General features: G+C 64.5%; 20 protein-coding genes. 15 read left to right on the top strand and 5 right to left on the bottom strand.

All coding sequences use genetic code 11. The features are described from left to right. Nucleotides 1–17: 17 nt before the first annotated feature. Both AC0CMF_RS24120 and AC0CMF_RS24115 read left to right on the top strand, forming a co-directional pair. A complete protein-coding gene (locus AC0CMF_RS24120; protein ID WP_050473847.1) occupies nucleotides 18–995 on the top strand; it encodes a TAXI family TRAP transporter solute-binding subunit in 978 nt (325 codons plus the stop codon). Between the two features lie 142 nt (nucleotides 996–1137). Beyond that, on the top strand, nucleotides 1138–3318 hold the full coding sequence (locus tag AC0CMF_RS24115) for a TRAP transporter permease (RefSeq protein WP_050473848.1): 2181 nt from the start codon (nucleotides 1138–1140) through the stop codon (nucleotides 3316–3318). Nucleotides 3319–3428: 110 nt separating this feature from the next. On the opposite strand, the gene AC0CMF_RS24110 is transcribed toward AC0CMF_RS24115, so the two are convergent. Beyond that, entirely contained in the window at nucleotides 3429–4505 is a 1077-nt protein-coding gene (locus AC0CMF_RS24110; RefSeq protein WP_050473849.1) for an NAD(P)-dependent alcohol dehydrogenase, read from the bottom strand. Between the two features lie 226 nt (nucleotides 4506–4731). Here AC0CMF_RS24110 and AC0CMF_RS24105 point away from each other — a divergent pair, with 226 nt between their 5' ends. Beyond that, entirely contained in the window at nucleotides 4732–5166 is a 435-nt protein-coding gene (locus AC0CMF_RS24105) for an NUDIX domain-containing protein (RefSeq protein WP_374629067.1), read from the top strand. Between the two features lie 106 nt (nucleotides 5167–5272). Here the strand turns inward: AC0CMF_RS24105 and AC0CMF_RS24100 are convergent, their stop codons facing one another. Continuing rightward, the gene (locus tag AC0CMF_RS24100) at nucleotides 5273–6133 is read right to left on the bottom strand and encodes a universal stress protein (protein WP_208982725.1); all 861 of its coding nucleotides are present in this window, start codon (nucleotides 6131–6133) and stop codon (nucleotides 5273–5275) included. Nucleotides 6134–6269: 136 nt separating this feature from the next. On the opposite strand from AC0CMF_RS24100, the gene AC0CMF_RS24095 reads away from it, so the two are divergent. From AC0CMF_RS24095 to AC0CMF_RS24080, 4 genes are all read left to right on the top strand, one after another. Next, nucleotides 6270–6497, top strand: a complete 228-nt coding sequence (locus tag AC0CMF_RS24095; protein WP_374629068.1) for a helix-turn-helix domain-containing protein — start codon at nucleotides 6270–6272, stop codon at nucleotides 6495–6497. Next, nucleotides 6494–8203: a cation:proton antiporter gene (locus AC0CMF_RS24090; RefSeq protein ID WP_050473852.1), complete on the top strand. Its 1710-nt coding sequence runs from the start codon at nucleotides 6494–6496 to the stop codon at nucleotides 8201–8203. Before AC0CMF_RS24095 ends, AC0CMF_RS24090 begins: the two co-directional genes overlap by 4 nt. 73 nt (nucleotides 8204–8276) lie before the next feature. Beyond that, nucleotides 8277–10895, top strand: a complete 2619-nt coding sequence (locus AC0CMF_RS24085) for a cation-transporting P-type ATPase (RefSeq protein ID WP_472482500.1) — start codon at nucleotides 8277–8279, stop codon at nucleotides 10893–10895. A 160-nt stretch (nucleotides 10896–11055) separates the two neighbouring features. After that, the gene (locus AC0CMF_RS24080) at nucleotides 11056–12153 is read left to right on the top strand and encodes a L,D-transpeptidase family protein (RefSeq protein WP_374629071.1); all 1098 of its coding nucleotides are present in this window, start codon (nucleotides 11056–11058) and stop codon (nucleotides 12151–12153) included. Between the two features lie 257 nt (nucleotides 12154–12410). Here AC0CMF_RS24080 and AC0CMF_RS24075 read toward each other — a convergent pair whose 3' ends face one another. After that, nucleotides 12411–14795 (bottom strand): transketolase, encoded by a 2385-nt coding sequence (locus AC0CMF_RS24075; RefSeq protein WP_374629072.1) that lies wholly within the window; start codon nucleotides 14793–14795, stop codon nucleotides 12411–12413. Nucleotides 14796–14909: 114 nt separating this feature from the next. Here AC0CMF_RS24075 and AC0CMF_RS24070 point away from each other — a divergent pair, with 114 nt between their 5' ends. Then, nucleotides 14910–15380, top strand: a complete 471-nt coding sequence (locus tag AC0CMF_RS24070) for an Lrp/AsnC family transcriptional regulator (protein ID WP_374629073.1) — start codon at nucleotides 14910–14912, stop codon at nucleotides 15378–15380. Between the two features lie 118 nt (nucleotides 15381–15498). Then, a complete protein-coding gene (purU, locus tag AC0CMF_RS24065; protein ID WP_374629074.1) occupies nucleotides 15499–16350 on the top strand; it encodes a formyltetrahydrofolate deformylase in 852 nt (283 codons plus the stop codon). A 3-nt stretch (nucleotides 16351–16353) separates the two neighbouring features. On the opposite strand, the gene AC0CMF_RS24060 is transcribed toward purU, so the two are convergent. Continuing rightward, complete coding sequence (locus AC0CMF_RS24060; protein WP_472482499.1) at nucleotides 16354–17154, bottom strand: alpha/beta hydrolase; 801 nt, start codon at nucleotides 17152–17154, stop codon at nucleotides 16354–16356. Between the two features lie 75 nt (nucleotides 17155–17229). Between AC0CMF_RS24060 and AC0CMF_RS24055 the strand changes: the two genes are divergently transcribed. The 5 genes from AC0CMF_RS24055 to AC0CMF_RS24035 all read left to right on the top strand — a co-directional run bounded on the left by AC0CMF_RS24055 (nucleotide 17230) and on the right by AC0CMF_RS24035 (nucleotide 21074). After that, nucleotides 17230–18417, top strand: a complete 1188-nt coding sequence (locus AC0CMF_RS24055) for a glycosyltransferase family 4 protein (protein ID WP_374629075.1) — start codon at nucleotides 17230–17232, stop codon at nucleotides 18415–18417. A gap of 210 nt (nucleotides 18418–18627) precedes the next feature. Continuing rightward, complete coding sequence (infC, locus tag AC0CMF_RS24050) at nucleotides 18628–19170, top strand: translation initiation factor IF-3 (RefSeq protein WP_026355866.1); 543 nt, start codon at nucleotides 18628–18630, stop codon at nucleotides 19168–19170. A 309-nt stretch (nucleotides 19171–19479) separates the two neighbouring features. Beyond that, nucleotides 19480–19677, top strand: a complete 198-nt coding sequence (gene rpmI / locus AC0CMF_RS24045; RefSeq protein WP_019965302.1) for a 50S ribosomal protein L35 — start codon at nucleotides 19480–19482, stop codon at nucleotides 19675–19677. 28 nt (nucleotides 19678–19705) lie between these two features. Beyond that, nucleotides 19706–20065 (top strand): 50S ribosomal protein L20, encoded by a 360-nt coding sequence (gene rplT, locus AC0CMF_RS24040; RefSeq protein WP_019965303.1) that lies wholly within the window; start codon nucleotides 19706–19708, stop codon nucleotides 20063–20065. A 673-nt stretch (nucleotides 20066–20738) separates the two neighbouring features. Next, nucleotides 20739–21074, top strand: a complete 336-nt coding sequence (locus tag AC0CMF_RS24035) for a hypothetical protein (RefSeq protein WP_206110722.1) — start codon at nucleotides 20739–20741, stop codon at nucleotides 21072–21074. Nucleotides 21075–21163: 89 nt separating this feature from the next. Here the strand turns inward: AC0CMF_RS24035 and ggt are convergent, their stop codons facing one another. Continuing rightward, nucleotides 21164–22741, bottom strand: coding sequence for a gamma-glutamyltransferase (gene ggt, locus AC0CMF_RS24030; RefSeq protein WP_374629149.1), 1578 nt, complete (start codon nucleotides 22739–22741; stop codon nucleotides 21164–21166). 168 nt (nucleotides 22742–22909) lie between these two features. Here ggt and AC0CMF_RS24025 point away from each other — a divergent pair, with 168 nt between their 5' ends. Further along, nucleotides 22910–23341, top strand: a complete 432-nt coding sequence (locus AC0CMF_RS24025) for a GlcG/HbpS family heme-binding protein (RefSeq protein WP_050473862.1) — start codon at nucleotides 22910–22912, stop codon at nucleotides 23339–23341. Nucleotides 23342–23521: the final 180 nt, after the last annotated feature.

The raw sequence follows: 23521 nt of genomic DNA, 5'->3' as shown, positions 1-23521 counted from the left end.
ACCGTTGGGAGGATTCCATGAAGAAGCTGATGATTGCCATGGCTGGTGCCATGGCGCTTTGCGTTGCTGCCCCGGCCGTTGCTCAGGACAAGACCGGCTGGCCCGGCAGCATGACCATTGGAACGGCAAGCCAGGGTGGCACTTATTTCATCTACGGCACGGGCCTTGCCGGCCTGATCACCGAGAAGCTTGGCGTCAATTCTTCGGCTGAAGTGACCGGCGGACCGGTGCAGAACGCCACGCTGGTGGAAACGGGCGACCATCTGATGGGCCTCGTCACCATGGGCCCGGCCTATCAGGCCTGGATGGGTGAAAGCGAACTGGCACCGGGTGTCGAGCACAAGAGCCTGCGCGCCCTGTTCCCGATGTATCAGACGCCGTTCCAGGTTGTTGCGCTGAAGTCGTCGGGCATCACGAAGGTGGCTGATCTTGACGGCAAGCGCGTGTCGGTCGGTCCGGCTGGCGGTACGGCCGCAACCTACTGGCCCCGCTACTTTGAAACCGTCGGCGTGAAGCCGGTGATTTCCTATTCCGGCGCCAATGATGCGACCAGCCAGGTCAAGGACGGCCTGATCGACGCCTTCGCTTTCGCAGCCGGCGTTCCGATCTCCGCCTTCGCCCAGATTGCAGCTGAAAACCCGGTCAACATCTTCGGCTTCAGTGAAGACGAGCAGACGAAGATCCTCGAAGCCATGCCGGAACTGGCTGCCTTCGAAGTCCCCGGTGGCCTCTATCAGGGCTTCCCGGACCCGCAGGGCACCGTCAGCCTGTGGAACTTCGCCGTTGCCAATGCCGAAATGCCGGAAACGCTGGCCTATGAAATCACCAAGCTGGTGATGGAAAACAACGACCGCATGGTGCAGATCCACGCCACCGCTGCCGAGACGATCGCAGAGAACATCGACAAGAACTCGTTCCTGCCGTTCCATCCGGGAGCCGTGCGCTACTATGAAGAAAAGGGCATCACCATTCCCGATGCCCTGAAGGGTCAGTAAGACCAAGGCTATAGATGCTGACGCATCAAGCCCTGAGATGAGCCCCCGGCCCTCGTGCCGGGTGGCCAAACTCCGGAGGGCGGCAGCTGCCGGCTGCCGCCATTCTTCGTGAATGATCCGGTATCCATTCGGGACGAACACCATGACACAAGCTGACAACGCCTCAGCGCCCAAGGGCAGCGGGCCGATTCTGGCCCAGAATGTCGATGAAGAACCGGTTGCCAGCAACCAGCGCCTGCATGGCAGCTGGATCAACCTGACAATCACGGTTCTCTGCATTGCCTATACGGCCTTTCACATCGGGGTCATGAACCTCTACCCGCTGGAGACCTGGACCTACCGCCTGATCCACGTCTGCGGCGGGCTGCTGCTCGGGTTCCTGATCTATTCCGCCGTGCAGCTGCCGCATACGGCGCCCGCCGGTGCGCGCCGCAATCCGCTCGACTGGCTGTTCATGGCCGTGGGTGTCGGCGGCATCGGTTATGGCTTTGCCATGGTGGCCTATGCCTGGGGCGGCTACTGGCTTGCCGGCATTCCGCGTCCGCCGGCGTTCGTTTTCGCTAACTTCGGTCTGCCGCTTCTGGTTGGTACGCTTGCGGCTCTGGCCGGGGCCTGGTTCCTGCCGAACCGGGACCGTGCCCGCATCGGCTGGGCGGATTATGCCCTCGGCATCGCGTCCATCGCGGTTCTGGGCTACATCCTCTTCAACGTCGGGCCGATCCGCCTGCGCGCCGGAACGGCCATGGCGCAGCCTGCGGATTATTATGCAGCTCTCGTCGGCGTCATTCTCATTCTGGAAGTGACACGGCGCGTGGCGGGCCTTGCCCTGGTGGCGATTGCCTCGATCTTCATCCTCTATTCCTTCGCAGGCCCCTATCTGCCCGGTTTCCTCAACCACCGCGGATATGAGGCACGGCGTTTCTTCACCTACATCTTCACCGATCAGGGCATCCTGAGCGATCCGGTGGCGGTGTCCTCCACCTACATCATCCTGTTCATCACCTTCGCCGCCTTCCTGCAGGCCTCCAAAGTGGGCGACTATTTCGTCAACTTCGCCTTTGCAGCGGCAGGCCGCGCCCGCGGCGGACCGGCCAAGGTGGCGGTTCTGGCCTCGGGCCTGATGGGCATGATCAACGGCACATCGGCCGGCAACGTGGTGTCGACCGGCTCACTCACCATCCCGCTGATGAAGAAGGTCGGCTATCCGGCCAAGACCTCGGCTGCCGTGGAAGCGGCTGCCTCTTCCGGCGGACAGATCATGCCGCCGATCATGGGCGCCGGCGCCTTCATCATGGCCGAAGTGACGGGCATCCCCTACACGGATATCGTCATTGCGGCGATCATCCCCTCGGTGCTCTATTTCGCTTCGGTTTACTTCATGGTCGATCTTCAGGCGACGAAGATGGGCATGAAGGGCCTTCCCAAGGAAGAGCTGCCGGTCTTCAAGGAACTGCTGAAGCAGGTCTATCTCTTCATCCCGATCATCATGCTGATCTACACGCTGTTTGCCGGCTATTCGGTGATCCGTGCCGGTACGGTGTCGATGATGGCCGCAGCCGTTGTCAGCTGGCTGACGCCGCACCGGATGGGGCCGCGCCTTCTCGCCAAGGCCTTTGATCTGGCGGCGCGCATGTCGATCCAGCTGGTGGCGGTGTGTGCCTGCGCCGGTATCATCGTCGGCGTGATCGCGCTCACCGGTGTCGGCGCCCGCTTCTCCAGCCTGCTGCTTGGCATTGCCGAACAGAACCAGCTTCTGGCGCTGTTCTTTGCCATGTGCATTTCCATCGTGCTGGGCATGGGCATGCCGACGACGGCTGCCTATGCGGTCGCCGCCGCTGTCGTGGCTCCGGGCCTCGTCAATCTCGGCATCCCGGTGCTGACGGCGCATTTCTTCGTGTTCTACTTCGCGGTCATGTCCGCCATCACACCGCCGGTGGCGCTTGCCGCCTATGCGGGGGCGGCCTTGTCGGGGTCGGATCCGATGAAGACGTCGGTCGAAAGCTTCAAGATCGGTCTTGCCGCTTTCGTCGTGCCCTTCATGTTCTTCTATTCGCAGGCCCTGCTGATGCAGGGCACCTGGATGGAAGTCCTGCATGTCTTCGTCACGGCCAGCATCGGCATCTACATGCTCGCGGCGGCGGTGCAGGGCTGGTACTTCGGCAAACTCGCCTCTGTCCTGCGCGTGGTGCTGCTGATCGGCGCCCTGTGCATGATCCAGGGCGGCCTGATCTCCGATCTCGCCGGCCTTGCCATCGGTGTGGCGCTGCTTGCCTATCAGAAGCGCTTCGTCACGCCGGGCATGCTCGCCCGCGGCTCGGACTGATCCGGCCGGCGGGGCATGTGCCAGCGAACCATGTGAATGAAATGAAGCGGCGCCATCCATCCGATGGCGCCGCTTCTTCTTTATGCGCCATAGCGCCGTAATGGCGATTTTCAGGGCGTGATGGCGATTTTCAGAACGCCGTCGCGCTGATTGGCGAAGAGGTCATAGGCCGCTTCAATGTCATCCAGCTTGAACCGGTGCGTCACTAGTGAGCTGGTGTCGAGGCGGCCGGAGGCAATGACATCCATCAGCCGGCGCATGCGCTCCTTGCCGCCGGGGCACAGGGATGTGACCAGCTTGTGATCTCCAAGTCCGGCGAGGAAGGGGCCGAGCGGGATGGTGAGGTCGCTGGAATAGACGCCGAGCGAGGAGAGGGTCCCGCCGGGGCGCAGCACCCGCAGCGCGGCTTCAAAGGTCTCCTGCCGGCCGAGGGCCTCGATGGCAACATCCACGCCGCGCCCATCCGTCAGCCGCATGATTTCGTCCACCGGATCGCCCTTGCTGAAGTCGACGATGTGGTCCGCGCCCATGCGGCGGGAGATTTCCATGCGGGCAGGGACGGATTCCACCCCGATGATGGTCGTTGCGCCCATCAGCCGCGCACCCGCCGTGGCGCACAGGCCGATGGGGCCTTGCGCAAACACCGCCACCGTGTCGCCGATCTTGATGGCGCCGCTTTCCGCCCCGGAGAAGCCGGTGGACATGATGTCCGGGCACATCAGAACCTGCTCGTCCGTCAACCCGTCGGGGATGGGCGCCAGATTGACCATCGCGTCGGGGACCAGCAGATATTCGGCCTGAGCGCCATCAATCGTGTTGCCGAAGCGCCAGCCGCCCATGGCCTTGAAGCCATGTTTCGTGCCGGCGCCATCCTGGGACATGCAGCCGCACAGGCAGGCCGCGCTGTGGCCGCTGGGGGTGATCGCGCCGGCAATCACCCGCTGTCCTTCCTGGTAGCCCTTCACGGCGGAGCCTAGCTTCTCGATGATGCCGACCGGCTCATGCCCGATGGTCAGCCCCCGTTCCACCGGGTATTCACCCTTGAGAATATGCACGTCCGTGCCGCAGATCGTCGTGGTGGTGATGCGGATCAGCGCGTCCAGCGGCCCCACATCCGGCACCGGCTTTTCATCAAGAACGATGCGGTTGGGTCCGGCGAAGATCGCTGCCTTCATCATCTGTGCCATTGTGTCCTCCTTCTGCCCCCAATGCAGGTCAGCCGGAACAGGCCTGCCGGGCAGGTCCCGGACGTCCGGCAAACCATCCTGCCGCCTGGCGGCTTCCCGATCACCTTGGTTGAAACCCTGACGTTTCACGGCGGCGCTTCACGCTCTGTGGACCGGTCTGGAAAGGCTCGCCGCCCGGCTGATGCTGCGCTACAAGCAGCGTCTGCGGACAGGGAAGGCAGGCCCGATGAAGACACAGGTTTCCACCCATCTCATCCATGAGAAAGACGGCAGGCACCTGATGATCCGGCGTGCGGGCAGTGCTTATTATCCCGGCTTCCTGAGCCTTGTGGCGGGTCACGTGGAGCCGCCCGAGACCCCGCTGGAAGCCCTGCTGCGTGAGGCCGCGGAGGAAATCGGCGTGAGGCTTGCGCCCGGCGATGTGTCCTTTGCCAAGGTGCTGCACCGCCGCCTGCCGGACCGGATCTATATCGATTATTTCTTCAAGGCGGAGCACATGCCCGATGCCTTGCAGATCTGCGAGCCTGACAAGATTTCCGAAATCGGCATGTTTGACCTTCAGGCCGTGCGGGACCAGATCGTGCCCTATGTCTGGGCCGTCCTCACCAGCCCGCAGACCTATCAGGAGTTTGAAGAGGGCGGCCTTATGCCAAGGCTTTAGATGCTGACGCATCACACCTTGAAATGGCTCAGGCGCCGCACGGGCTTGACCAACTCTTGATGGGCCATACCGTTTCCCGATGAGACAGGCCCATCGGGAAACGGTGTCAGTCCGGGCTGGCGGGGAAGACGAGGACGTCCACCGGGGCGGATTGCAGCACCTTGGCCGTGACGCTGCCAAGGATCATCCGTGCCAGCATGCCCTTGCCGTGGTTGGCCATGACAATGAGATCAGCCCCCGCCTCGTCTGCCGCCTGCAGGATTTCATGCGCCTGGGTGGTTTCATCGTGCCGGACCATCAGCCCGGCCTGCAGGCCGCTGATCCCCTGGACGAAGGCGGCAAGGCGGCTGCGGGCGGCGCTTGCCTGATCCGACAGGTAGAGATCCCGGTCTTCCTTGTGCAGCGTGCCGGACATGGTCAGCCGGAGGGCCGGCACATCAAACACATGCAGCACGCTGGCCGGTGTTGCGGTGAGGCCAAGTGAGACAAAGCGGGAAAGCGCTGCGCGGGACTGGTCCGTCAGATCCGTGGTCAGCAGCGCATGGCGCCAGGGGGCGGCCGGAGGGCCGTTGACCATCAGAACCGGGCAATTTGTGGTGCGGATCGTGCGTTCTGCCGTGGTGCCGGCGAAAGCATCACGCAGGACCTGCCGGCGGTGAGGGCCGAGCACCAGCAGGTCCGGCCGCCGCTGTTCCGCTGCCTGCACGATGCCGGAAAACGGATCAGCCAGAACCGTATCGACCGTGCAGGCGATGCCATCGGCCGCCCGCAGGGACTGGGCAAGGTCCATGAGAAGACTGCGCGTGTCGGACAATTCCCGGTCCACGATCCGCCGCGGCCGGTCGTCATCAACCACGTGGACCAGATCCAGAGCCGCGCCATGGGCCCGGGCCAGCAGCACGGCGCGGCGCAGCGCCCGGTCGGACCGTTCGGAAAAATCTGTCGCCAGCATGATCCGCTGAAGCACGGGCTGTCTCCCTTGGCTGTTCAGGTCGTCTTTCCATCATACGAGCACGCATTGGCAGCTTCTGAATTGATCCATCTCAATCAAACGATGTCAAACGCCGCTATGCTTCACCGAACTGAAGTCAGGGACAGTCAGGATGCCTTGCGAAACCTATCAGACCGTCCGGGAGGTCGCTGACCGCCTGAAGATTGCCGAAGCCACGGTCCGGCACTGGATCAAGGCCGGAGAACTCAGGGCCATCGATATCGGCAAGGGCTGGCGGATCGCGGATACGGATCTGGCCGAGTTCCTGCGCCGCCATGAAACCGTGCCAAGGACCTGCGGACCGTCTGAAACGCCGCATGCGGAGGGGCAAAGCGAATGAGTGTTTTCACCGAAGTCTCGCTGCTTCTTGTGCTGGCTGCCGCCGTCGGCCTTGCCGGCACGCTGCTGCGCCAGCCGCTTATCGTCAGCTTCATTGCTGTCGGGCTGGTCGCCGGGCCATCGGCACTGGATGTCGTTCACTCCGGGGAGCAGATCAAGCTGCTGTCCGAACTCGGCATTGCGGTTCTGCTGTTCCTCGTCGGCATCAAGCTGGATGTGAAGCTGGTCCGGTCCCTTGGCCTTGTTTCGGTCATGACCGGCCTGGGGCAGGTGCTCTTCACCGCCTTCTTCGGCTATCTGATCGGCCTTGCGCTGGGCCTTGGCCATGTCACCAGCCTCTATGTGGCGGTGGCCCTGACGTTCTCCTCCACCATCATCATCGTCAAGCTGCTGTCCGACAAGCGCGAGATCGATGCGTTGCATGGCCAGATTGCCCTTGGTTTCCTTATCGTGCAGGATCTGTTCGTGGTCTTTGCCATGATCGTGCTGTCGGCCATCGGCATCGGTGCTGCCGGAGAGGGTGGGCATGGGGATGGCTCCATCGTCACCATCATGGGTGCGGGGCTTGCCATGGTGGCAGCGGTGGCATTGTTCGTGCGTTATCTTGCCAATCCGCTCACCGCATGGCTGGCCCGGGTGCCGGAGCTGCTGGTGATCTTCGCGCTTGCGCTGGCGGCGATGTTTGCAGCCATCGGTGATCAGATCGGCCTTGGCAAGGAAGTGGGCGGCCTGCTGGCCGGTGTGGCGCTGGCCTCCACCGCCTACCGGGAAACCATTGCAGCCCGGCTCGGGCCGCTGCGCGATTTCCTGCTGCTCTTCTTCTTCATTGCGCTCGGTGCCACGCTGGATCTGTCGCAGCTGGGCAGTCATGTGACCGGGGCCGTGGTGTTCTCCCTGTTCGTGCTCATCGGCAATCCGCTGATCGTTCTGGCGATCATGGGGGCACTCGGCTACCGCAAGCGCACCGGCTTTCTGGCCGGCCTGACGGTGGCGCAGATCAGCGAATTCTCGCTGATCTTCATCGCCATGGGCGTGACGCTGGGCCATGTGCCGGACGAGGCGCTGGGGCTGGTGACCATGGTTGGCCTCGTCACCATCGCCGCCTCGACCTACATGATCACCTATTCCCATCAGCTCTATGCCCTGTGCGAGCCCTGGCTCGGCCTGTTCGAGCGGCGCAATGCCCACCGGGAGGCAGGGGAGACGGCGGCTCTGCCCAAGGGGCGGTTCCAGATCATTCTCTTCGGCCTCGGGCGCTTCGGCACGGCCATCGGCATGCGGCTGCAGCGGCGGGGCATCCGGGTGCTGGGCATCGATTTCAATCCGCAGGCCGTGCAGCGCTGGAAGGAACTTGGCCTTGCCGCCGAGTTCGGGGATGCGACCGATCCGGAATTCGTCGCCGAACTGCCATTGCGTGAGGCTGTCTGGATTGTCTCCACGGTGCCGATCCACCCGGCCGGGATCAGCCATGAGGATGCCCGCCGGACATTGATCCAGCTGACGCGGGCGGCTGGCTTTACCGGGCGCATCGCGGCGGCCTCCCACACCGCCCATGATACGGGCGTCCTGTCCGGTTCGGGCGTCAATCTGGTGCTGGAGCCGTTCCAGGATGCGGCGGACCGGGCGGCAGAGCTGCTGTGCGGTGCCGAGGAGGAGGAGCGGACCGAGATCCCTGAAATTGCCTCGGAAGGCCGCGCCACGGCCTGAGAAAGGATCTGAAAAGAGAATCGCATGGGGGCAAGGCCCTCTGACATCTGATGACGAAGGAGCCAGAGACTGCATGACCCTGACCTCTCCGCACAGCCAGACCGCACAGGCCTGCCTTGATCAATTGTCCGCAGGCCCCGGGGGGCTGTCCCCGGAAGAGGCGGCCAGCCGCCTGGAAACCCACGGCCCCAACCGCCTGCCGGAAGCTGCCGGGCGCAGCGCGCTTGTCCGTTTCCTCTCCCAGTTCCGCAATGTGCTGATCTATGTGCTGCTGGGGGCGGCTGTGGTGACGGCCCTGCTGCAGCACTGGGTCGACACCGCCGTCATTCTGGCGGTGGTGGCGGGCAATGCCATGATCGGCTTCCTGCAGGAAGGCAAGGCGGAGGCGGCGATGGCCGCCATCCGCAGCATGCTGGCGCCGCGGGCGGCTGTCCTGCGCGGCGGGCAGCGCGTTTCGGTGGATGGCACGACGCTGGTGCCGGGCGATGTCGTGCTGCTGGAGGCCGGGGACAAGGTGCCTGCGGATCTGCGGCTGCTGCAGGCCCATGGGCTGAGCGCGCAGGAAGCCATCCTGACCGGCGAATCGGTTCCCACGGACAAGACCGCCGCCCCGGTGGCGGAGAATGCTCCGCTGGGGGACCGGCGGTCCATGCTCTGGTCCGGCACGCTGGTGACGCAAGGTTCCGGGCGCGGCCTCGTGGTGGCAACGGGTACGCATACGGAAATCGGCCGCATCGGCGGGCTTCTGTCCGGCGTGGAGACCCTGAAGACGCCGCTCGTGGAGCAGATGGATCACTTTGCCCGCTGGCTCTCGCTGCTGATCGTTCTGGCCGCCGCGATCCTGCTGGCCTGGGGGTATTTCCTCGGCGGCCATCCTTTTGCATCCCTGTTCATGGCGGTTGTCGGCGTGGCTGTGGCCGCCATTCCGGAAGGCCTGCCGGCCGTCACCACCATCACGCTGGCCATCGGTGTCAGGGCCATGGCGCAGCGCCATGCCATCATCCGCCGCCTTCCGGCCATCGAGGCCATCGGCTCGGTCTCGGTGATCTGCACCGACAAGACCGGAACCCTGACCCGCAACGAGATGGCCGTTGTCAGCGTCGAGACACCGGACGGTGTGTTCGAGGTGGAAGGCGACGGCTATGCCCCCTCCGGGGCGATCCAGCCGCGCGGAGATCTCTCGCAGCTCGCCCGGACGGCCGCGCTTTGCAACGATGCGGCTCTTGCCTGCAAGGCCGGGCACTGGATCGTCGAGGGCGATCCGATGGAAGGGGCGCTGCTTGCGCTGGCGGGCAAGGCTGCGGGCGAGATCAATGCCGAGCGGCTGGATGTCATCCCGTTCGACAGCCGCCACCGCTATATGGCGGTCCTGGCGGAGGCCGGCGGCGAGCGCGTCACCCATGTGAAGGGAGCGCCGGAGCGGGTGCTGCGCATGTGCCACGGGATTGACCTGCCGCATTGGCATGACCGGGCCGAAGCCATGGCAAAACGGGGCTTGCGTGTTCTGGCCCTTGCCATGCGGCACGAGACGGGTCCGGAAATCGACCGGAACAGCCTTGACGGAAGTCTGACGTTCCTGGGCCTGGCCGGGCTGATCGACCCGCCGCGTCCGGAGGCGATCGAGGCCATGGCCGAATGCCGGACGGCCGGAATCCGGGTGAAGATGATCACCGGTGACCACGCCGGAACGGCGGCGGCCATCGCCCGGCAGATCGGCCTTGAAAATCCGCACCGGGTGCTCACCGGGGCGGATCTCGACAGGCTGGATGACCCTCAGCTTGCCATGGAAGTGGTGGATTGCGATGTCTTCGCCCGCACCAGCCCCGAGCACAAGCTGCGGCTGGTTGCGGCCCTGCAGGCGCGGGGCCTCTCCGTGGCCATGACGGGAGACGGGGTGAATGATGCCCCGGCCCTGAAGCGTGCCGATGCGGGCATTGCCATGGGGCTGAAGGGCTCGGAAGCGGCCAAGGAAGCCGCCGATCTCGTGCTTGCCGACGACAATTTCGCCTCTATCGCCGCCGCTGTACGCGAAGGGCGCACGGTGTGGGACAATCTGAAGAAGGTGATCAGCTGGACGCTGCCGACCAATGCCGGTCAGGCCCTGCCGATCATTCTGGCGCTGTTTCTCGGCCTTGCCCTGCCGATCACGGCCGTGCAGGTGCTGTGGATCAATCTGGTCAGCAGCGTGACGCTGGGGCTGGCGCTGGCCTTTGAACCCTCGGAGTCCGGCACAATGGCGCGCCCGCCGCGCCGCCGTGATGCGCCGCTGCTGACGGGGGATCTGGTCTGGCACATCGTGCTGGTCGGCAGCCTTTTCGTTGCAACCGTTTTCGGTATGTTCAACTATGCGCTGGCGCGCGGCTACTCACTGGAACTGGCGCAGACCATCTCGGTCAACACCGTTGTCGTGCTCGAGATTTTCCACCTCTTCTTCATCCGCAACATCTACGGCACCTCCCTCACATGGGCGGCGGTGAAGGGGACGAAGGTGGTTTGGACGGTGGTTCTGGCGGTCACCGCCGCGCAATTCGCCGTCACCTATCTGCCACCCTTGCAGATGCTGCTGGGGACTGAGGCCGTGCCTTTCCTGGACGGGCTTCTGATTGTCGGGGCCGGGGTGGTTTTCTTTGCGCTGGCGGAGATCGAAAAGCAGATCCGGCTGGGGTTGAGGGTCATGCCTGGCAAGGCTTGACCGGCCCGTGCAGCGGCGGGTTTGCTGCGCCAGCCCGCCGCTCACCTGAACGTGTTCGTATCCTTAACGCACCGGTAATAACTTCGGTTGATCTTGACGCATATCCATGCAACCACCCGCTCCGGGGGGCTCAGGACCGGAAGCTGAAGATACTGCCAGAATGAGTTCGCTGTTCCATCTGCCCGGCACATCCATCCAACCCCAAGGCCGTTCGAGACAGGGTCTGCGGCCCTTGCGCAGGCTCGTCCTTGCGGGCGTCATGGCGCTTGCCCTCGCCGGCTGTGCGGGGTCGGACTACGAAAACCTGTCGCGCAATGCGCCGCGCCTTTCCAGCGCCACGATCTCCGAAATGGCGAAGAAGGACATGAAGCCGGAAAGCCCGGTGCTGGTCCGCATCTTCAAGCAGGAGAGCGAGCTGGAGGTGTGGAAGGTGGACAAGACCGGGCGTTATGCCCTGTTCAAGACCTATCCCATGTGCCGCTGGTCCGGGAAGCTGGGGCCGAAGCGCAAGCAGGGAGACCGTCAGGCGCCCGAGGGCTTCTATCATGTGTCGGCGGGGATGCTGAACCCGCAGTCGCAGTATTACGTCTCCTTCAATCTCGGTTATCCGAACCGGCTGGAATCGGCACTGGGCTACACGGGTGATGCGCTCATGGTGCATGGTGCCTGTTCGTCCTCAGGTTGCTATGCGATGACAGATCAGGCGGCGGGTGAGATTTATGCCATCGTGGCCAAGGCGCTGGCCTCCGGTCAGGCCGCGTTCCAGGTGCAGGCCTTTCCTTTCCGCATGACGGCGGAGAACATGGCGCTGCACCGGTCCGATCCGGAAATGCCGTTCTGGCGGACGCTCAAGGAAGGCTATGACAGCTTCGAACTGACGAAGCAGCAGCCGAAGGTGGCCGCCTGCGGCAGGCGCTATGTCTTCAACACCGAGTTCAAGGACGGCACGCCGCGCAATCCGCTGGCGCCGTGCCCGGAGGTGGCCGTTCCGCCGGAACCGGAACTGGTGGCCCAGCTGGACGCGGAAAAGCTGAAGGTGGACGAGGCGATTGCCTCAAGCCGCAGAAACCATGTGGTGTCCTATGTGGACGGCGGCATGCATCCGAGCTTCCGCGCGCTGCTGCGCCGTGACGGGCCGGAGCAGCTGGCCGCCCGCACCTCGAACCGCGCCTATCCGGTCAGCCGCCCGGAAGCCGCGCTGGCCGACCCCTTCAAGATGCTGGTGGAGCCGGAAGACCGGCACGCGGGCAAGGACTGAGCGCAATCCGAATGTACGAACGGGGAGCCTTGGCTCCCCGTCAATCTGCCGCACACCCCTCCATCGTCTTCCCGGCCAAGCGGAGCGCAAGCCGGGACCGGTGAGCCGGGGTGCGTGATGTTTGTTCCCAAGGAACATAGCTGATGGTCCGTGGCTCACCGGTACCGGATCTCCGCTTCGCTGCGTCCGGTATGACGAACGAGGGGTGCCGGTCTGCCTAAAAGGCTGCCGGGGAGCAGGAACTCCTCGTTGTTGTTTTATGCTGGCACCTGCCGCAGCTGGCGGCCGGCGGTGAGGCTGGAGACGGCGGCAACGATCGAGGCCGTGTCGATGCCGAAGTGGCGGTAAAGATCGCCGATGGTGCCGGTCTGGCCGAAATGCTCCACCCCGAGTGCCAGCGACTGGTGGCCGCAGACACTGCCGAGCCAGGAGAGCGTCGCCGGGTGGCCGTCGATCACCGTGACGAGCTTGCAGTGGCGCGGCAGGTTCCACAGCAGGCGTTCTGCATGGCTTGCCGGGCCGAAGGGCGGCAGTTCGTCCTTGCGGCGCAGACGCTGGGCCGCCGTCCAGCCCGCATGCAGGCGTCCGGCAGAGGTGACCGCCAGCACCGCCACATCGCGGCGGCCTTCACCGATATAGCCGGCAGCGGCAATGGCTTCCGGCGCCACGGCGCCCTGATAGGCAATCACCACCTCGCAGTTCGGCCCCGGCGGGCGCAGCCAGTAGGCGCCGTTGATGACATCGCCGGCGAAGCCTTCCCCTGCCGGAAGCGCAGCCTGTTCGATGGGCCGGGTGGTGAGGCGCAGATAGACCGCGCCGCCCTTGGCATCCGGCAGCAGGCTCACCGGATCAGGCGTCGCGTCACCCTCGCGCTGCATGTAGTCGAATGCCCAGCCCATGATCAGCGCCAGCTCGGCGGCAAAGGCGGGCTCGAAGGCGGCCAGCCCATCCTGCGACATGCCGATGAGCGGGGTGTTGATCGACTGGTGCGCGCCGCCTTCGGGGGCAAGCGTCACCCCTGAGGGCGTTCCGGCGATGAGGAAGCGGGCATCCTGATAGCAGGCATAGTTGAGGGCATCGAGGCCACGGCAGACGAAGGGATCGTAGACCGTGCCGACTGGCAGCAGCCGCTTGCCGAAGAGGGGCGAGGCGAGCCCCGCCGCTGCAAGCTGCAGGAAGAGGTTCATCTCCGCAATGCCCAGCTCGATGTGCTGGCCTTCCGGGGCGAAGTCCCACTTCGCGGTGGAAGGAATGTTCTGGGCGCGGAAGAGATCGGCCCTGGCGTTCCGGGCCCAGAGCTTGCGCCGGTTCACCCAGGGGCCGAGGCCGGTGGTGCCGGTCACATCCGGCGACAGAGTGACGATACGCTCCGCCAGATCGCTCTTCTGGCGGCCGATGTCATCCAGAATGCGGCTGAAGGCCATCTGGGTGGAGGTCTCGCGTTCGCCCGAAGGGGCGGGCAGGGCAGGAACGCTGACCCTGTCACTGCTGTGACGGCGGCGGCCTGCGGCGAAGAAGGGCGCGGAGTTCAGAAAGGCCTGCAGCCCGGCCCGGTCCTTAACGCCTGCGAAAGGCTCCCATTCCTGCCCTTCCGGCACGCCCATATGGGCCTGCCAGTCCTGCATCTGCGCCTTGGTCATCAGGCCGCCGTGGTTGTCCTTGTGCCCGGCAATCGGCGTGCCCCAGCCCTTCACCGTATAGGCGAGGAAGCAGACCGGCCGGTCATGGGTGATGCCGGCGAAGGTCTGTGCCATGGTCTCGACGCAGTTGCCGCCGAGGTTTTCCATCAGCGCGGCGAGGTCTGCGTCGCTGCGCCGGCCGATGAGCGCGGAAACATCGCCCTGATCGCCCAGATCATCCATCAGCCGCTGGCGCCAGACGGCGCCGCCGCTGAAGGTGAGGGCGGAGTAAAGCTGGTTCGGACAGGCGTCGATCCAGGCGCGCAGGCGCTCGCCGCCCGGCTCGGCAAAGGCGGCGCGCTGCAGCACGCCATATTTCACCTTCACCACATCCCAGCCGAAGGCCTCGAAGATCTTTTCGATGCGGGCCCACAGGCCCTCATGCACCACGCCGTCGAGGGACTGGCGGTTATAGTCGATGATCCACCAGACATTGCGCAGGTCGTGCTTCCAGCCTTCCTGCAGGCACTCATGCACATTGCCTTCGTCCACCTCCGCATCGCCCATCAGCGCGATCATGCGGCCCTGGCGCAGATCCTTGCCCCAGGGCTTGCCGGAGATATAGTCCTGCACGATGGAGGCGAAGGATGTGATGGCAACGCCAAGGCCGACGGAACCGGTGGAGAAATCCACGTCATCCACGTCCTTGGTGCGGCTCGGATAGCTCTGTACCCCGCCATAACCGCGAAAATTCTCCAGCTTCTCGCGGGCGATGTTGCCCATCAGGTAGTGCATCGCATGGAACACCGGCCCCGCATGGGGCTTCACCGCCACCCTGTCCTCCGGCCGCAGGGCCGAGAAATAGAGCGCCGTCATGATCGACACCATCGAGGCGGATGAAGCCTGATGGCCACCAATCTTGATGCCATCCGCCTTGGGCCGCAGATGGTTGGCGTTGTGGATCATCCAGTGCGACAGCCAGAGCAGGCGCTGCTCGATGGTCTTGAGATGCTGATGGGACATTGTTGTTCTCTCCTTCCGGCATCCCATCATGGGATGAAGCAGGGGAGTGTGTCCTTGCTATTTCCGCCTTTCAGGCGCAGTGTTTTGCCGGTTTTCTCCAATTTTGGAGTTTGAATGGTGGAAACAGCCAGGATTGATGAATTTGATGTCCGTATCCTGCGGGAGCTGGGCACCAATGGCCGCCTGAGCGTGCAGGAGCTGAGCGAGCGGGTGGGCCTGAGTCCCACGCCCGTGGCAAGGCGCGTGCGCCAGCTGGAGGCGGCGGGCATCATCACCGGCTATGCGGCGCTGATCGACGAGGCGGCGCTGGGCTTTTCCGTTTCCGTCTTCGTGTCGGTGAAGCTTGACCGGCAGGTGGATCAGGCGCTGGCCCAGTTCGAGGAGGCGGTGCGCGCCTTCCCCGAGGTGGTGGATTGCTGGCTGATGACGGGCAACCGGGACTATCTGCTGCGGGTGGTGACGGATGGACTGGCCGGATTCGAGGCGTTTCTGACCGGCCGCCTGACAAAGCTTGCCTGCGTCTCCAGCATCGAAAGCTCCATCCCCCTGCGCCGCGTCAAGTCCGGCATCAGCCGCACGCCGTGACGCCTGCCTCCCGAAGCTGCATTGATTTCGGGCGGCGGTTCGAAAAGCGCGCTGCACTTTCCGCCGAATTGATCTACAACGCTCGCCCACTGACTGGAAAACAAGATTGGTCCTCAAAATGAAGTCTTTTGTCCTGACCCTGTCCTGCGAAGACCGTCCGGGAATCGTGGCCGCCATCACCACCGAGCTGGCCGATCTGGGCGCCAATATCGCCGAGAGCGATCAGTTCTGGGACCGGGTGACCAACCGCTTCTTCATGCGGATCGAGTTCATTGTCCCGGTGGAGACAACCCGTGACGCGATTGCCAACGCCATCTCGCCGGTGGTGAACCGCTTCGACCTCAAGACCGAACTCACCGACCTCTCACGCCGCAAGAAGATGATCATCATGGTCTCCAAGTTTGACCATGCGCTGCTGCATCTTCTCTATCAGATCCGCGTCGGCTGGATGGATGCGGAGGTCGTCGCCATTGTTTCCAACCACGAGGACAGCGCGCGCACCGCTACTCATGAAGGCATTCCGTTCCACTACTGGCCGGTGACCAAGGCCAACAAGGCCGAGCAGGAAGACAAGCTGCTGGCGCTGGTGAAGGAGACCGGTGCCGATCTGGTGGTGCTGGCCCGCTACATGCAGATCCTGTCCGACACCCTGTCCAAGCGGCTGTTCGGCAAGGTGATCAACATCCACCACTCGTTCCTGCCGAGCTTCAAGGGCGCGCGGCCCTATCATCAGGCGCATGAGCGCGGCGTGAAGATGATCGGTGCGACAGCTCACTACGTGACGGCGGATCTCGACGAGGGTCCGATCATCGAGCAGGACGCGGAGCGGGTGAACCACTCGCTGTCGGCCAATGATTTCACGGCCCGCGGCCGCGACATCGAGGCGCGGGTGCTGGCCCGTGCCGTGAAGTTCCACCTGGAAAACCGGGTGATCATCGTCGGCAACAAGACCATCGTCTTCAACCGCTAAGGCTCAGGCCTTCAAGCCGGAAAGCCGGTCCACCGCCTGCAGGAGCAAGTCCACATCCTGCGGGCGGGACAGGCGGTGATCGCCATCGGGGATCAGCGTGAAGGTGACGTCATCTTCCGCCAGCGCCTCCAGAAGGCGGCTCGCATGCTGCCAGGGTACGTCCGGGTCCTCGCGCCCCTGCAGGATGGTGACCGGGCAGCCTGTGGCGAGGCGCTTGTCCAGAAGCAGGTGATTGCGGCCATCCTCGATCAGTTGGCGGGTGATGGCGTAAGGCCCGTCTCCATAGGCGGAGGGGCGCTCAATCCGGCCATCTCGCATCAGCCGCTCCCGGCCCTCCTCATCCAGCCGCATCTTCCAGATGAGTTCCTCGGTGAAGTCCGTGGCCGGAGCAATGAGCACGAGGCCGCGAATGCGGCTCGGCTGCCCGGCGGCCAGTGCGGCTTTGCGATGCTCCTGTGTTAGCCGCAGCGCCAGCCAGCCGCCCATGGACGAGCCGATGACAACCTGCGGGCCGCTGGTGCAGCGGTCAAACACGGCGAGTGCTTCTTCCAGCCAGCGCGAGATGGTGCCGTCTTCGAAAGCGCCGCCCGACAGGCCGTGGCCGGAGTAATCCATGCGCGTCACCGCCTGCCCGCGCGCCGTCGCATGGGCCGCCAGCGCCTCGGCCTTGGAGCCGTTCATGTGGGATTTGAAGCCGGAGAGCCAGAACAGGCCGGGCTGCCTGCCCGGTTCCGCCGTCACCGCGATCTGCCGTTCATCCGCGCCATGGCCGAGGGTGAGGAATTGAAGGCCGTCCTGATCCAATGTAAGGCTCCGTTGTAACAGTCCTGCTGCGGGCCGGTGTGGCACAGGCGGGCGGCAAATTGAAGGGCCCTGCCTGTGAAGAGCGACACCACCACCCGCCCGGCCGTGCTTCAGGTCATCCCGGATCTCAACACCGGCGGGGCCGAGCGCACCACGGTGGATGTGGCCGCCGCGCTGGTGGCCAAGGGCTGGCGGGCGGTTGTCGTCAGCGAAGGCGGGCGGCTGGTGCCGGAGCTGGAAGCCCTTGGCGTCAAGCACATCATCCTGCCGGTGAAGTCCAAGAACCCGCTGACGATCCTTGCCAATACGAGGCGCCTCAAGCAGGTGGCGCTGGCGGAGGGCATTTCGCTCATCCATGCCCGCAGCCGGGCTCCGGCCTGGTCGGCGCTGATGGCTGCGCGCGGGCTCGGGCTTCCTTTCGTCACCACCTATCACGGCATCTACAAGCAGAAGGGCGCGCTAAAGTCCTGGTATAATTCCGTGATGGCGCGGGGCGACTGTGTCATCGCCAATTCCCGCTACACAGCAGACCTCATTGCTGCCCGTCATGAATTTGCCCGCGGCAAGATCACGGTCATCTACCGGGGCTCGGACATCGCCGCGCTGGCGCCCGAGGCCGTGACGCCTGAGCGGCGCGCGGCGCTGGTGGAGGCCTGGGGCGTGGACGGGTCCCGGCCCATTCTTTTGCAGCTGGCCCGGTTGACCGGCTGGAAGGGGCAGAAGGTGCTGATTGCTGCCATGGCGGAGCTGAAGGCAACGGGAGCAGCTCTGCCGCTTGCCATCATTGCCGGGGATGATCAGGGCCGCAGCGGCTATCTGGCCGAACTGAAGGCGCAGATCGCCGCAGCCGGTCTGGAAACCGACGTGCGGCTGGTGGGGCACTGTGCCGATGTGCCCGCCGCACTTTCCCTCTCCTCACTCTCCGTGGTGGCGTCGATTGAACCCGAGGCCTTCGGCCGGGCGGCGGTGGAGGCGCAGGCGGCCCGCGTGCCGGTGATCGTGTCGGATCTGGGCGCCGTGCCCGAAACGGTGCTGGCGCCGCCGGAAGTGCCGGAAGACGCGCGCACCGGCTGGCGCGTGCCGCCGGGGGATGCCGCCGCGCTGGCCGGTGCCATTGCCGGCGTTCTGGCGCTTGCCCCTGATGCAAGGGCGGCGCTGGTGGAGCGGGCGCAGGAGCATGTGGCGCGGCATTTCACGGTGGAAGCCATGTGCGCTTCCACGCTTGAAGCTTATGCCGGGCTGCTTGGCCGCAGGGCAGAATGATCGCCGGCTTGCAAGAAAGGTTGACTTTCTCTGCGCTTCGGCCAATGCTTTGTCTGTTCCTGCCACACTGGATGTGGCCGCGGCCTCGGCGCAAGCGCGCGGGGCTGAAGCGCATTGGAGTGGTGCTCTGTTCCTGTTCTGGAATGGTGCTCTGTGCCCTTGCGGGAACAGTCAAACGACCGTGCTGCAACGATAGAGGAGATAGCGACCATTCGCCGTCCGTTCCGCGCCCCGCCTCCCACGAAGGATGGCCCGCGCACCAATGACGAAATTCGCGTTCGCGAAGTCCAGCTGATTGATCACGAAGGCCAGAACCGCGGCATTGTCCCGACCGGTGAAGCCCTCGAAATCGCGATGGAGGCCGGTCTCGACCTGGTCGAGATTCAGCCGAATGCGCAGCCGCCCGTATGCAAGATCCTTGACTACGGCCGGTTCAAGTATCAGTCGCAGAAGAAGGCTGCTGAAACGCGCAAGAAGCAGAAGACCGTCGAGATCAAGGAGATCAAGATGCGTCCGAACATCGACACTCATGACTATGAAGTGAAGATGAAGGCGATGATGCGTTTCTTCTCTGAAGGCGACAAGGTGAAGGTCACGCTCCGGTTCCGCGGCCGTGAAATGGCTCACCAGGATCTTGGCATGAAGCTGCTGATGCAGGTGCGCGACGAGACGGCGGAAATCGCCAAGGTCGAGTCCTCGCCCCGCCTCGAAGGCCGCCAGATGGTGATGGTTCTGTCGCCGATCCAGCGCTGAGCCTTTTTCCGGCAAAAGATTCGTGCGGCGGCTGCGGAGCAATCCGTGGCCGCCTTGCTTTTTTGATGCAGGTGATCCTGTGCCCGCATGAATCCGGTTGCAAAGGCGGCAGGCTGTCCCTATAAGCCTCCGGTCCAGAGTCGTCCGGCTCTCCGTGGACCAATTGTCTGTTGCCGTTTTCTGAGCTGTTTTCCTGAAACATGTCAGACTGCGCAGGCAGGTCCCAAGAGAACCAGGGCATGCCGTGGCGGCTTCTCGATGCACCAACAAACGAGCGGGCTTTGGCCCGCGCCAATGAAAGGATGCAAAATGCCCAAGCTGAAGACCAAGTCTGGAGCCAAGAAGCGCTTCAAGCTGACCGCGACCGGTAAGGTCAAGACCGGTCAGGCTGGCAAGCGTCATGGTATGATCAAGCGCACGGCCAAGTTCGTCCGCAACGCACGTGGCACCACCACGCTGTCGCCGCAGGACGCCCGGATCGTGAAGCAGTACATGCCGAACGCCTAACGCCACCTGACAATCAAGGAGACTACCAATGGCGCGTGTCAAGCGGGGCGTAACGGCCCATGCCCGTCATAAGAAGGTTATCAAGGCAGCCAAGGGTTACTATGGCCGCCGCAAGAACACCATCCGCGTGGCCAAGCAGGCCGTCGAGAAGGCAGCACAATATGCCTATCGCGACCGCAAGGTCAGGAAGAGGAACTTCCGCTCGCTCTGGATCCAGCGCATCAACGCTGCCACCCGTGAGTTGGGCCTGACCTACGGCCGCTTCATCGACGGCCTCAACAAGGCTGGCATCGAAGTCGACCGCAAGGTTCTGTCCGATCTCGCCATCCATCAGCCGGAAGCCTTCAAGGCTCTGGTCGAGAAGGCTCAGGGCGCTCTGGCTGCCTAAGCAGCCCGGCCCTCGCGGCATGATCGCAAGGCGCTCCCGGAAACGGGGGCGCCTTTTTCTTTTGGGGGTTGGGGGCGCATAATACCAAGGCTTTCGAAACTGACGTATCGCGTCTTGGAAATGCGCAAGCCCCTCCATCGTCATGCCGGACGCAGCGAAGCGGAGATCCGGTACCGGTGAGCCCCGGACCACCGGCTCTGGCGCAAGGGAGCAACGTCATGCGCCCCGGCTCACCGGTCCCGGCTCTCCCTCTGCTCGGCCGGGATGACGCCGGAAAGGGCGTGCTTGACGGATGGCCGCTCCATTGCCGCAGCCATCCCGTCCCATTTCACGTCCCCATTCTGTGCCAAAGCGGGGCCGGGTGCCGGGACGGGACAGGCTGGCGGACCGGAGGCATGGGCCGGACCTGCGCACTATGCCCGCCCCGGGGCGCTTGGACGGCGCAAAGGGCCGCTGGATGGGGCTGGCGGGGGCGGGAAGATTCAGACGGAATCTCAGTGCCTTGACCGTTTCAGGCCTGCCTGCGGCCTGCGGCGTTAACCATTAAATGAAATTTCTCAATAAATTCAATGTCAAAAAGTTAACGCGATCCGGCCTGCTGGCACATGCCTTGCGACTTTCAGGACAAGCCCTGTGAGGGCGTCCCGAAGTGAAACAGGCAGAGGCAGATCCGTTGCGTATCGATCCTATCCGAGCCCAAGAGCGTGCCGCCGCCCGCCGCAGTGCCAGGGCGAGAGCCAAGGCCGAAGCTGCCACCGCCGCGCAGGCCGAAGAGCTGCGCCGCACGCCGCCCTCCGTCCCCGTTCCCATGGTGCTGCGCACCGAGGAGCGCACCGCCAGCTTCACCATGTACCGGCCCGATGCGGCGTTTCTGGCCCAGCTCATCGCCATGCGTGATGCCGGTGCGCTGAATGATGACGCGGGCAGCGAGGCCACGGTGAGCTACCGCCGCACGGCAGCCAGCCCGCGCCGCCGGCCGGCCGGTTTCGTGGTGTCAGCCAGTTTCTGAAGACAGGCATCAGTGCTGATACGAGGTCCCCGGGTGGGGACTTCAGGAGGGGGCGGTTTCGGGGGGAGCCGCCCTCTCGCCTTTTCGGTTCAGTATCCCGCCGCGTGGCCATCCTTGCGCGGGTCGGAACCGCCGATGAACAGGCCGCGCTTGCGGTCGATGCGGATGGCCTGCGAGCCGCCAATCGGTGCAGGTGCCTGCTTCACGATGTGGCCCTTGGCGCGCAACACGTCGAGGCTTGCTGCCGGAATGCCGCTCTCGGCCTGCAGGAAGCTGAAACCGTCATCCATGAAGATGCGCGGGAAGTCGATCGCCTGCTGCACGTCCATGCCATAGTCGATCATGTTGGTCAGCACATGGGTGTGGCCGCAGGCCTGATACTGGCCGCCCATGACGCCGAAGGACATCCACGGCGCACCATCCTTCAGCACGAAGGCGGGAATGATGGTGTGCATGGGCCGCTTGCCGCCCTCGATGGTGTTGGGATGGCCCGGCGCCACCTTGAAGCTGGCGCCCCGGTTGTGCAGCAGCACGCCGGAGTTGGGCGCCAGAATGCCCGATCCGAAGCTGTGGAAGATGGAGTTGATGAAGGACACCGTCAGGCCGCTGCTGTCGGCGACGGTCAGATAGACGGTATCCGTCTGCGGCGGGGCGCTGGGCAGGGGCAGGTCCTGCGTGCGGGCCGAAGGGTTCAGCAGCGGCGACAGCCTTTCGATCATGTCATCGGCGAAGAGGGACATGTGGCAGGCATCCATATGTCCCGGATCGGCGACGAACCGGTCGCGCATGGCATAGGCGATGCGGGCCGCCTCCATTTCCAGATGCAGCCGCTCGCCGCCCAGCGGATCGAGGCTGGAAAGGTCGTGGCGTTCCAGCAGGCCCAGCATGATCAGCGCCACGATGCCCTGGCCGTTGGGCGGCAGCTCGGCCACGGTATAGCCGCGGTAGTCGCGGGTGACGGGGGCAACGGCGGTGGTGTGGCAGGCGGCCAGATCCTCCAGCGTCATATAGCTGCCGCGCGCCTTCAGCGTTGCAACGATGTCCTCGGCCACTGCGCCGGTGTAGAAAGCGTCCGCACCCCCGCTGGCGATGGCGGCCAGCGTGTCTGCCAGCGCCGGGAACCGCATGATGTCGCCCGCTTCCGGCGCTTTGCCGCCGGGCAGATAGGTCTTGGCGGCCGCTTCATCGGCCGAGAGCTTGGCAATGGAGGCCGGCCAGTCGAGCGCGACGCGCGGCGCCACGGCAAAGCCGTCGCGGGCATAGGCAATGGCGCGCTTGAACAGGGTGGCGAAGGAGCGGGTGCCGTGGGCCTTCAGCAGGGTCTCCCAGGCGCGCACCGCACCGGGCACCGTCACCGCGTGGGCGCTTTCCGGGTTGATGCTGGTCAGCCCGGCATCGCGCAAGGCTGCGGAGGAAACGCCCCTGGGCGCTGCGCCGGAACCGTTGAATCCCGCCATGCGGCCATCAGCCTCGGTGACGATGGCAAAGCAATCGCCGCCGATGCCGGTCATATGCGGCTCGACCACGCATTGCACGGCGACGGCGGCAATGGCCGCGTCCACCGCGTTGCCGCCATCCTGCAGCACCTCCAGAGCGGCGGCCGTCGCCAGCGGGTGGGATGTGGCGGCAAGGCCGTTGGTGGCATAGACCGGCGAGCGGCCGGGCATTTCAAAGTTTCGCGCCAAGATCGTATTCTCCCTCGCCCATTGTTTCCCTCCCGGCGCAGATCTTTACCCGCTGCTGCCGCTGTGTCCCGTCCGTAAGATCTGGTAGCCAGATGGAAGGGCAGGGCGGTGATGCCCTGCATTGAGCAAGTCTAGAGGAGAAGCCGGCTCATGAGCAAACTGACACTTTCGTCCGCACAGACAATCATCTCTGCCGCTTTGGCAAAGGCGGAGAGCCTGAAGCTGAAGCCGCTGACCGTGGCGGTGATCGATGCCGGCGGGCATCTGGTCGCCATGGTCCGGCAGGACAATTCCTCGATCCTGCGGCCGCAGATTGCCTTCGGCAAGGCTTATGGTGCTGTCGGTGTCGGCGCGGGCTCGCGCTGGCTCAACACGGCAGCTGCCGAGCGGCCGCATTTCGTCCAGGCGCTCAACGGCATTTCGGGCGGTGCCATCGTGCCGGTGCCCGGCGGCGTGCTGATCCGCGATGGCGCAGGGGAAATCCTCGGCGCCGTGGGCATCTCCGGCGATACCTCGGACAATGACGAGGCCTGCGCCGTGGCAGGCATCGAAGCAGCCGGTTTCAAGCCGGACTGCGGCTGAGAGGGCCGGTTCTTGCCATCGGACGTAAGGGGGAGCACCGCATTCTCCTTTTGCCGCAGAGCCCCTCTCCCCCCTTGAGGGGGAGATGTCTGCGCCAGCAGACAGAGGGGGGTATCAGCGTCTCAACTGGGTTCTGCCTCTCGCATAAATGGACAGTCCGTTACCCCCCTCTGCCCCCTG

The sequence above is a fragment of the Pannonibacter sp. CBAS1226 genome (assembly GCF_055685825.1).
Note: the sequence above shows the minus strand (reverse complement) of the source record. Positions and strands in the feature narration are given on the sequence as shown.

What these genes read in the sequence shown, in the direction of transcription:
- AC0CMF_RS24120 (WP_050473847.1), top strand. Translation starts at nt 18, where the DNA reads ATGAAGAAGCTGATGATTGCCATGGCTGGTGCCATGGCGCTTTGCGTT.
- AC0CMF_RS24115 (WP_050473848.1), top strand. Translation starts at nt 1,138, where the DNA reads ATGACACAAGCTGACAACGCCTCAGCGCCCAAGGGCAGCGGGCCGATT.
- AC0CMF_RS24110 (WP_050473849.1), bottom strand. Translation starts at nt 4,505, where the DNA reads ATGGCACAGATGATGAAGGCAGCGATCTTCGCCGGACCCAACCGCATC.
- AC0CMF_RS24105 (WP_374629067.1), top strand. Translation starts at nt 4,732, where the DNA reads ATGAAGACACAGGTTTCCACCCATCTCATCCATGAGAAAGACGGCAGG.
- AC0CMF_RS24095 (WP_374629068.1), top strand. Translation starts at nt 6,270, where the DNA reads ATGCCTTGCGAAACCTATCAGACCGTCCGGGAGGTCGCTGACCGCCTG.
- AC0CMF_RS24090 (WP_050473852.1), top strand. Translation starts at nt 6,494, where the DNA reads ATGAGTGTTTTCACCGAAGTCTCGCTGCTTCTTGTGCTGGCTGCCGCC.
- AC0CMF_RS24085 (WP_472482500.1), top strand. Translation starts at nt 8,277, where the DNA reads ATGACCCTGACCTCTCCGCACAGCCAGACCGCACAGGCCTGCCTTGAT.
- AC0CMF_RS24080 (WP_374629071.1), top strand. Translation starts at nt 11,056, where the DNA reads ATGAGTTCGCTGTTCCATCTGCCCGGCACATCCATCCAACCCCAAGGC.
- AC0CMF_RS24075 (WP_374629072.1), bottom strand. Translation starts at nt 14,795, where the DNA reads ATGTCCCATCAGCATCTCAAGACCATCGAGCAGCGCCTGCTCTGGCTG.
- AC0CMF_RS24070 (WP_374629073.1), top strand. Translation starts at nt 14,910, where the DNA reads ATGGTGGAAACAGCCAGGATTGATGAATTTGATGTCCGTATCCTGCGG.
- purU (WP_374629074.1), top strand. Translation starts at nt 15,499, where the DNA reads ATGAAGTCTTTTGTCCTGACCCTGTCCTGCGAAGACCGTCCGGGAATC.
- rpmI (WP_019965302.1), top strand. Translation starts at nt 19,480, where the DNA reads ATGCCCAAGCTGAAGACCAAGTCTGGAGCCAAGAAGCGCTTCAAGCTG.
- rplT (WP_019965303.1), top strand. Translation starts at nt 19,706, where the DNA reads ATGGCGCGTGTCAAGCGGGGCGTAACGGCCCATGCCCGTCATAAGAAG.
- ggt (WP_374629149.1), bottom strand. Translation starts at nt 22,741, where the DNA reads ATGCCCGGCCGCTCGCCGGTCTATGCCACCAACGGCCTTGCCGCCACA.
- AC0CMF_RS24025 (WP_050473862.1), top strand. Translation starts at nt 22,910, where the DNA reads ATGAGCAAACTGACACTTTCGTCCGCACAGACAATCATCTCTGCCGCT.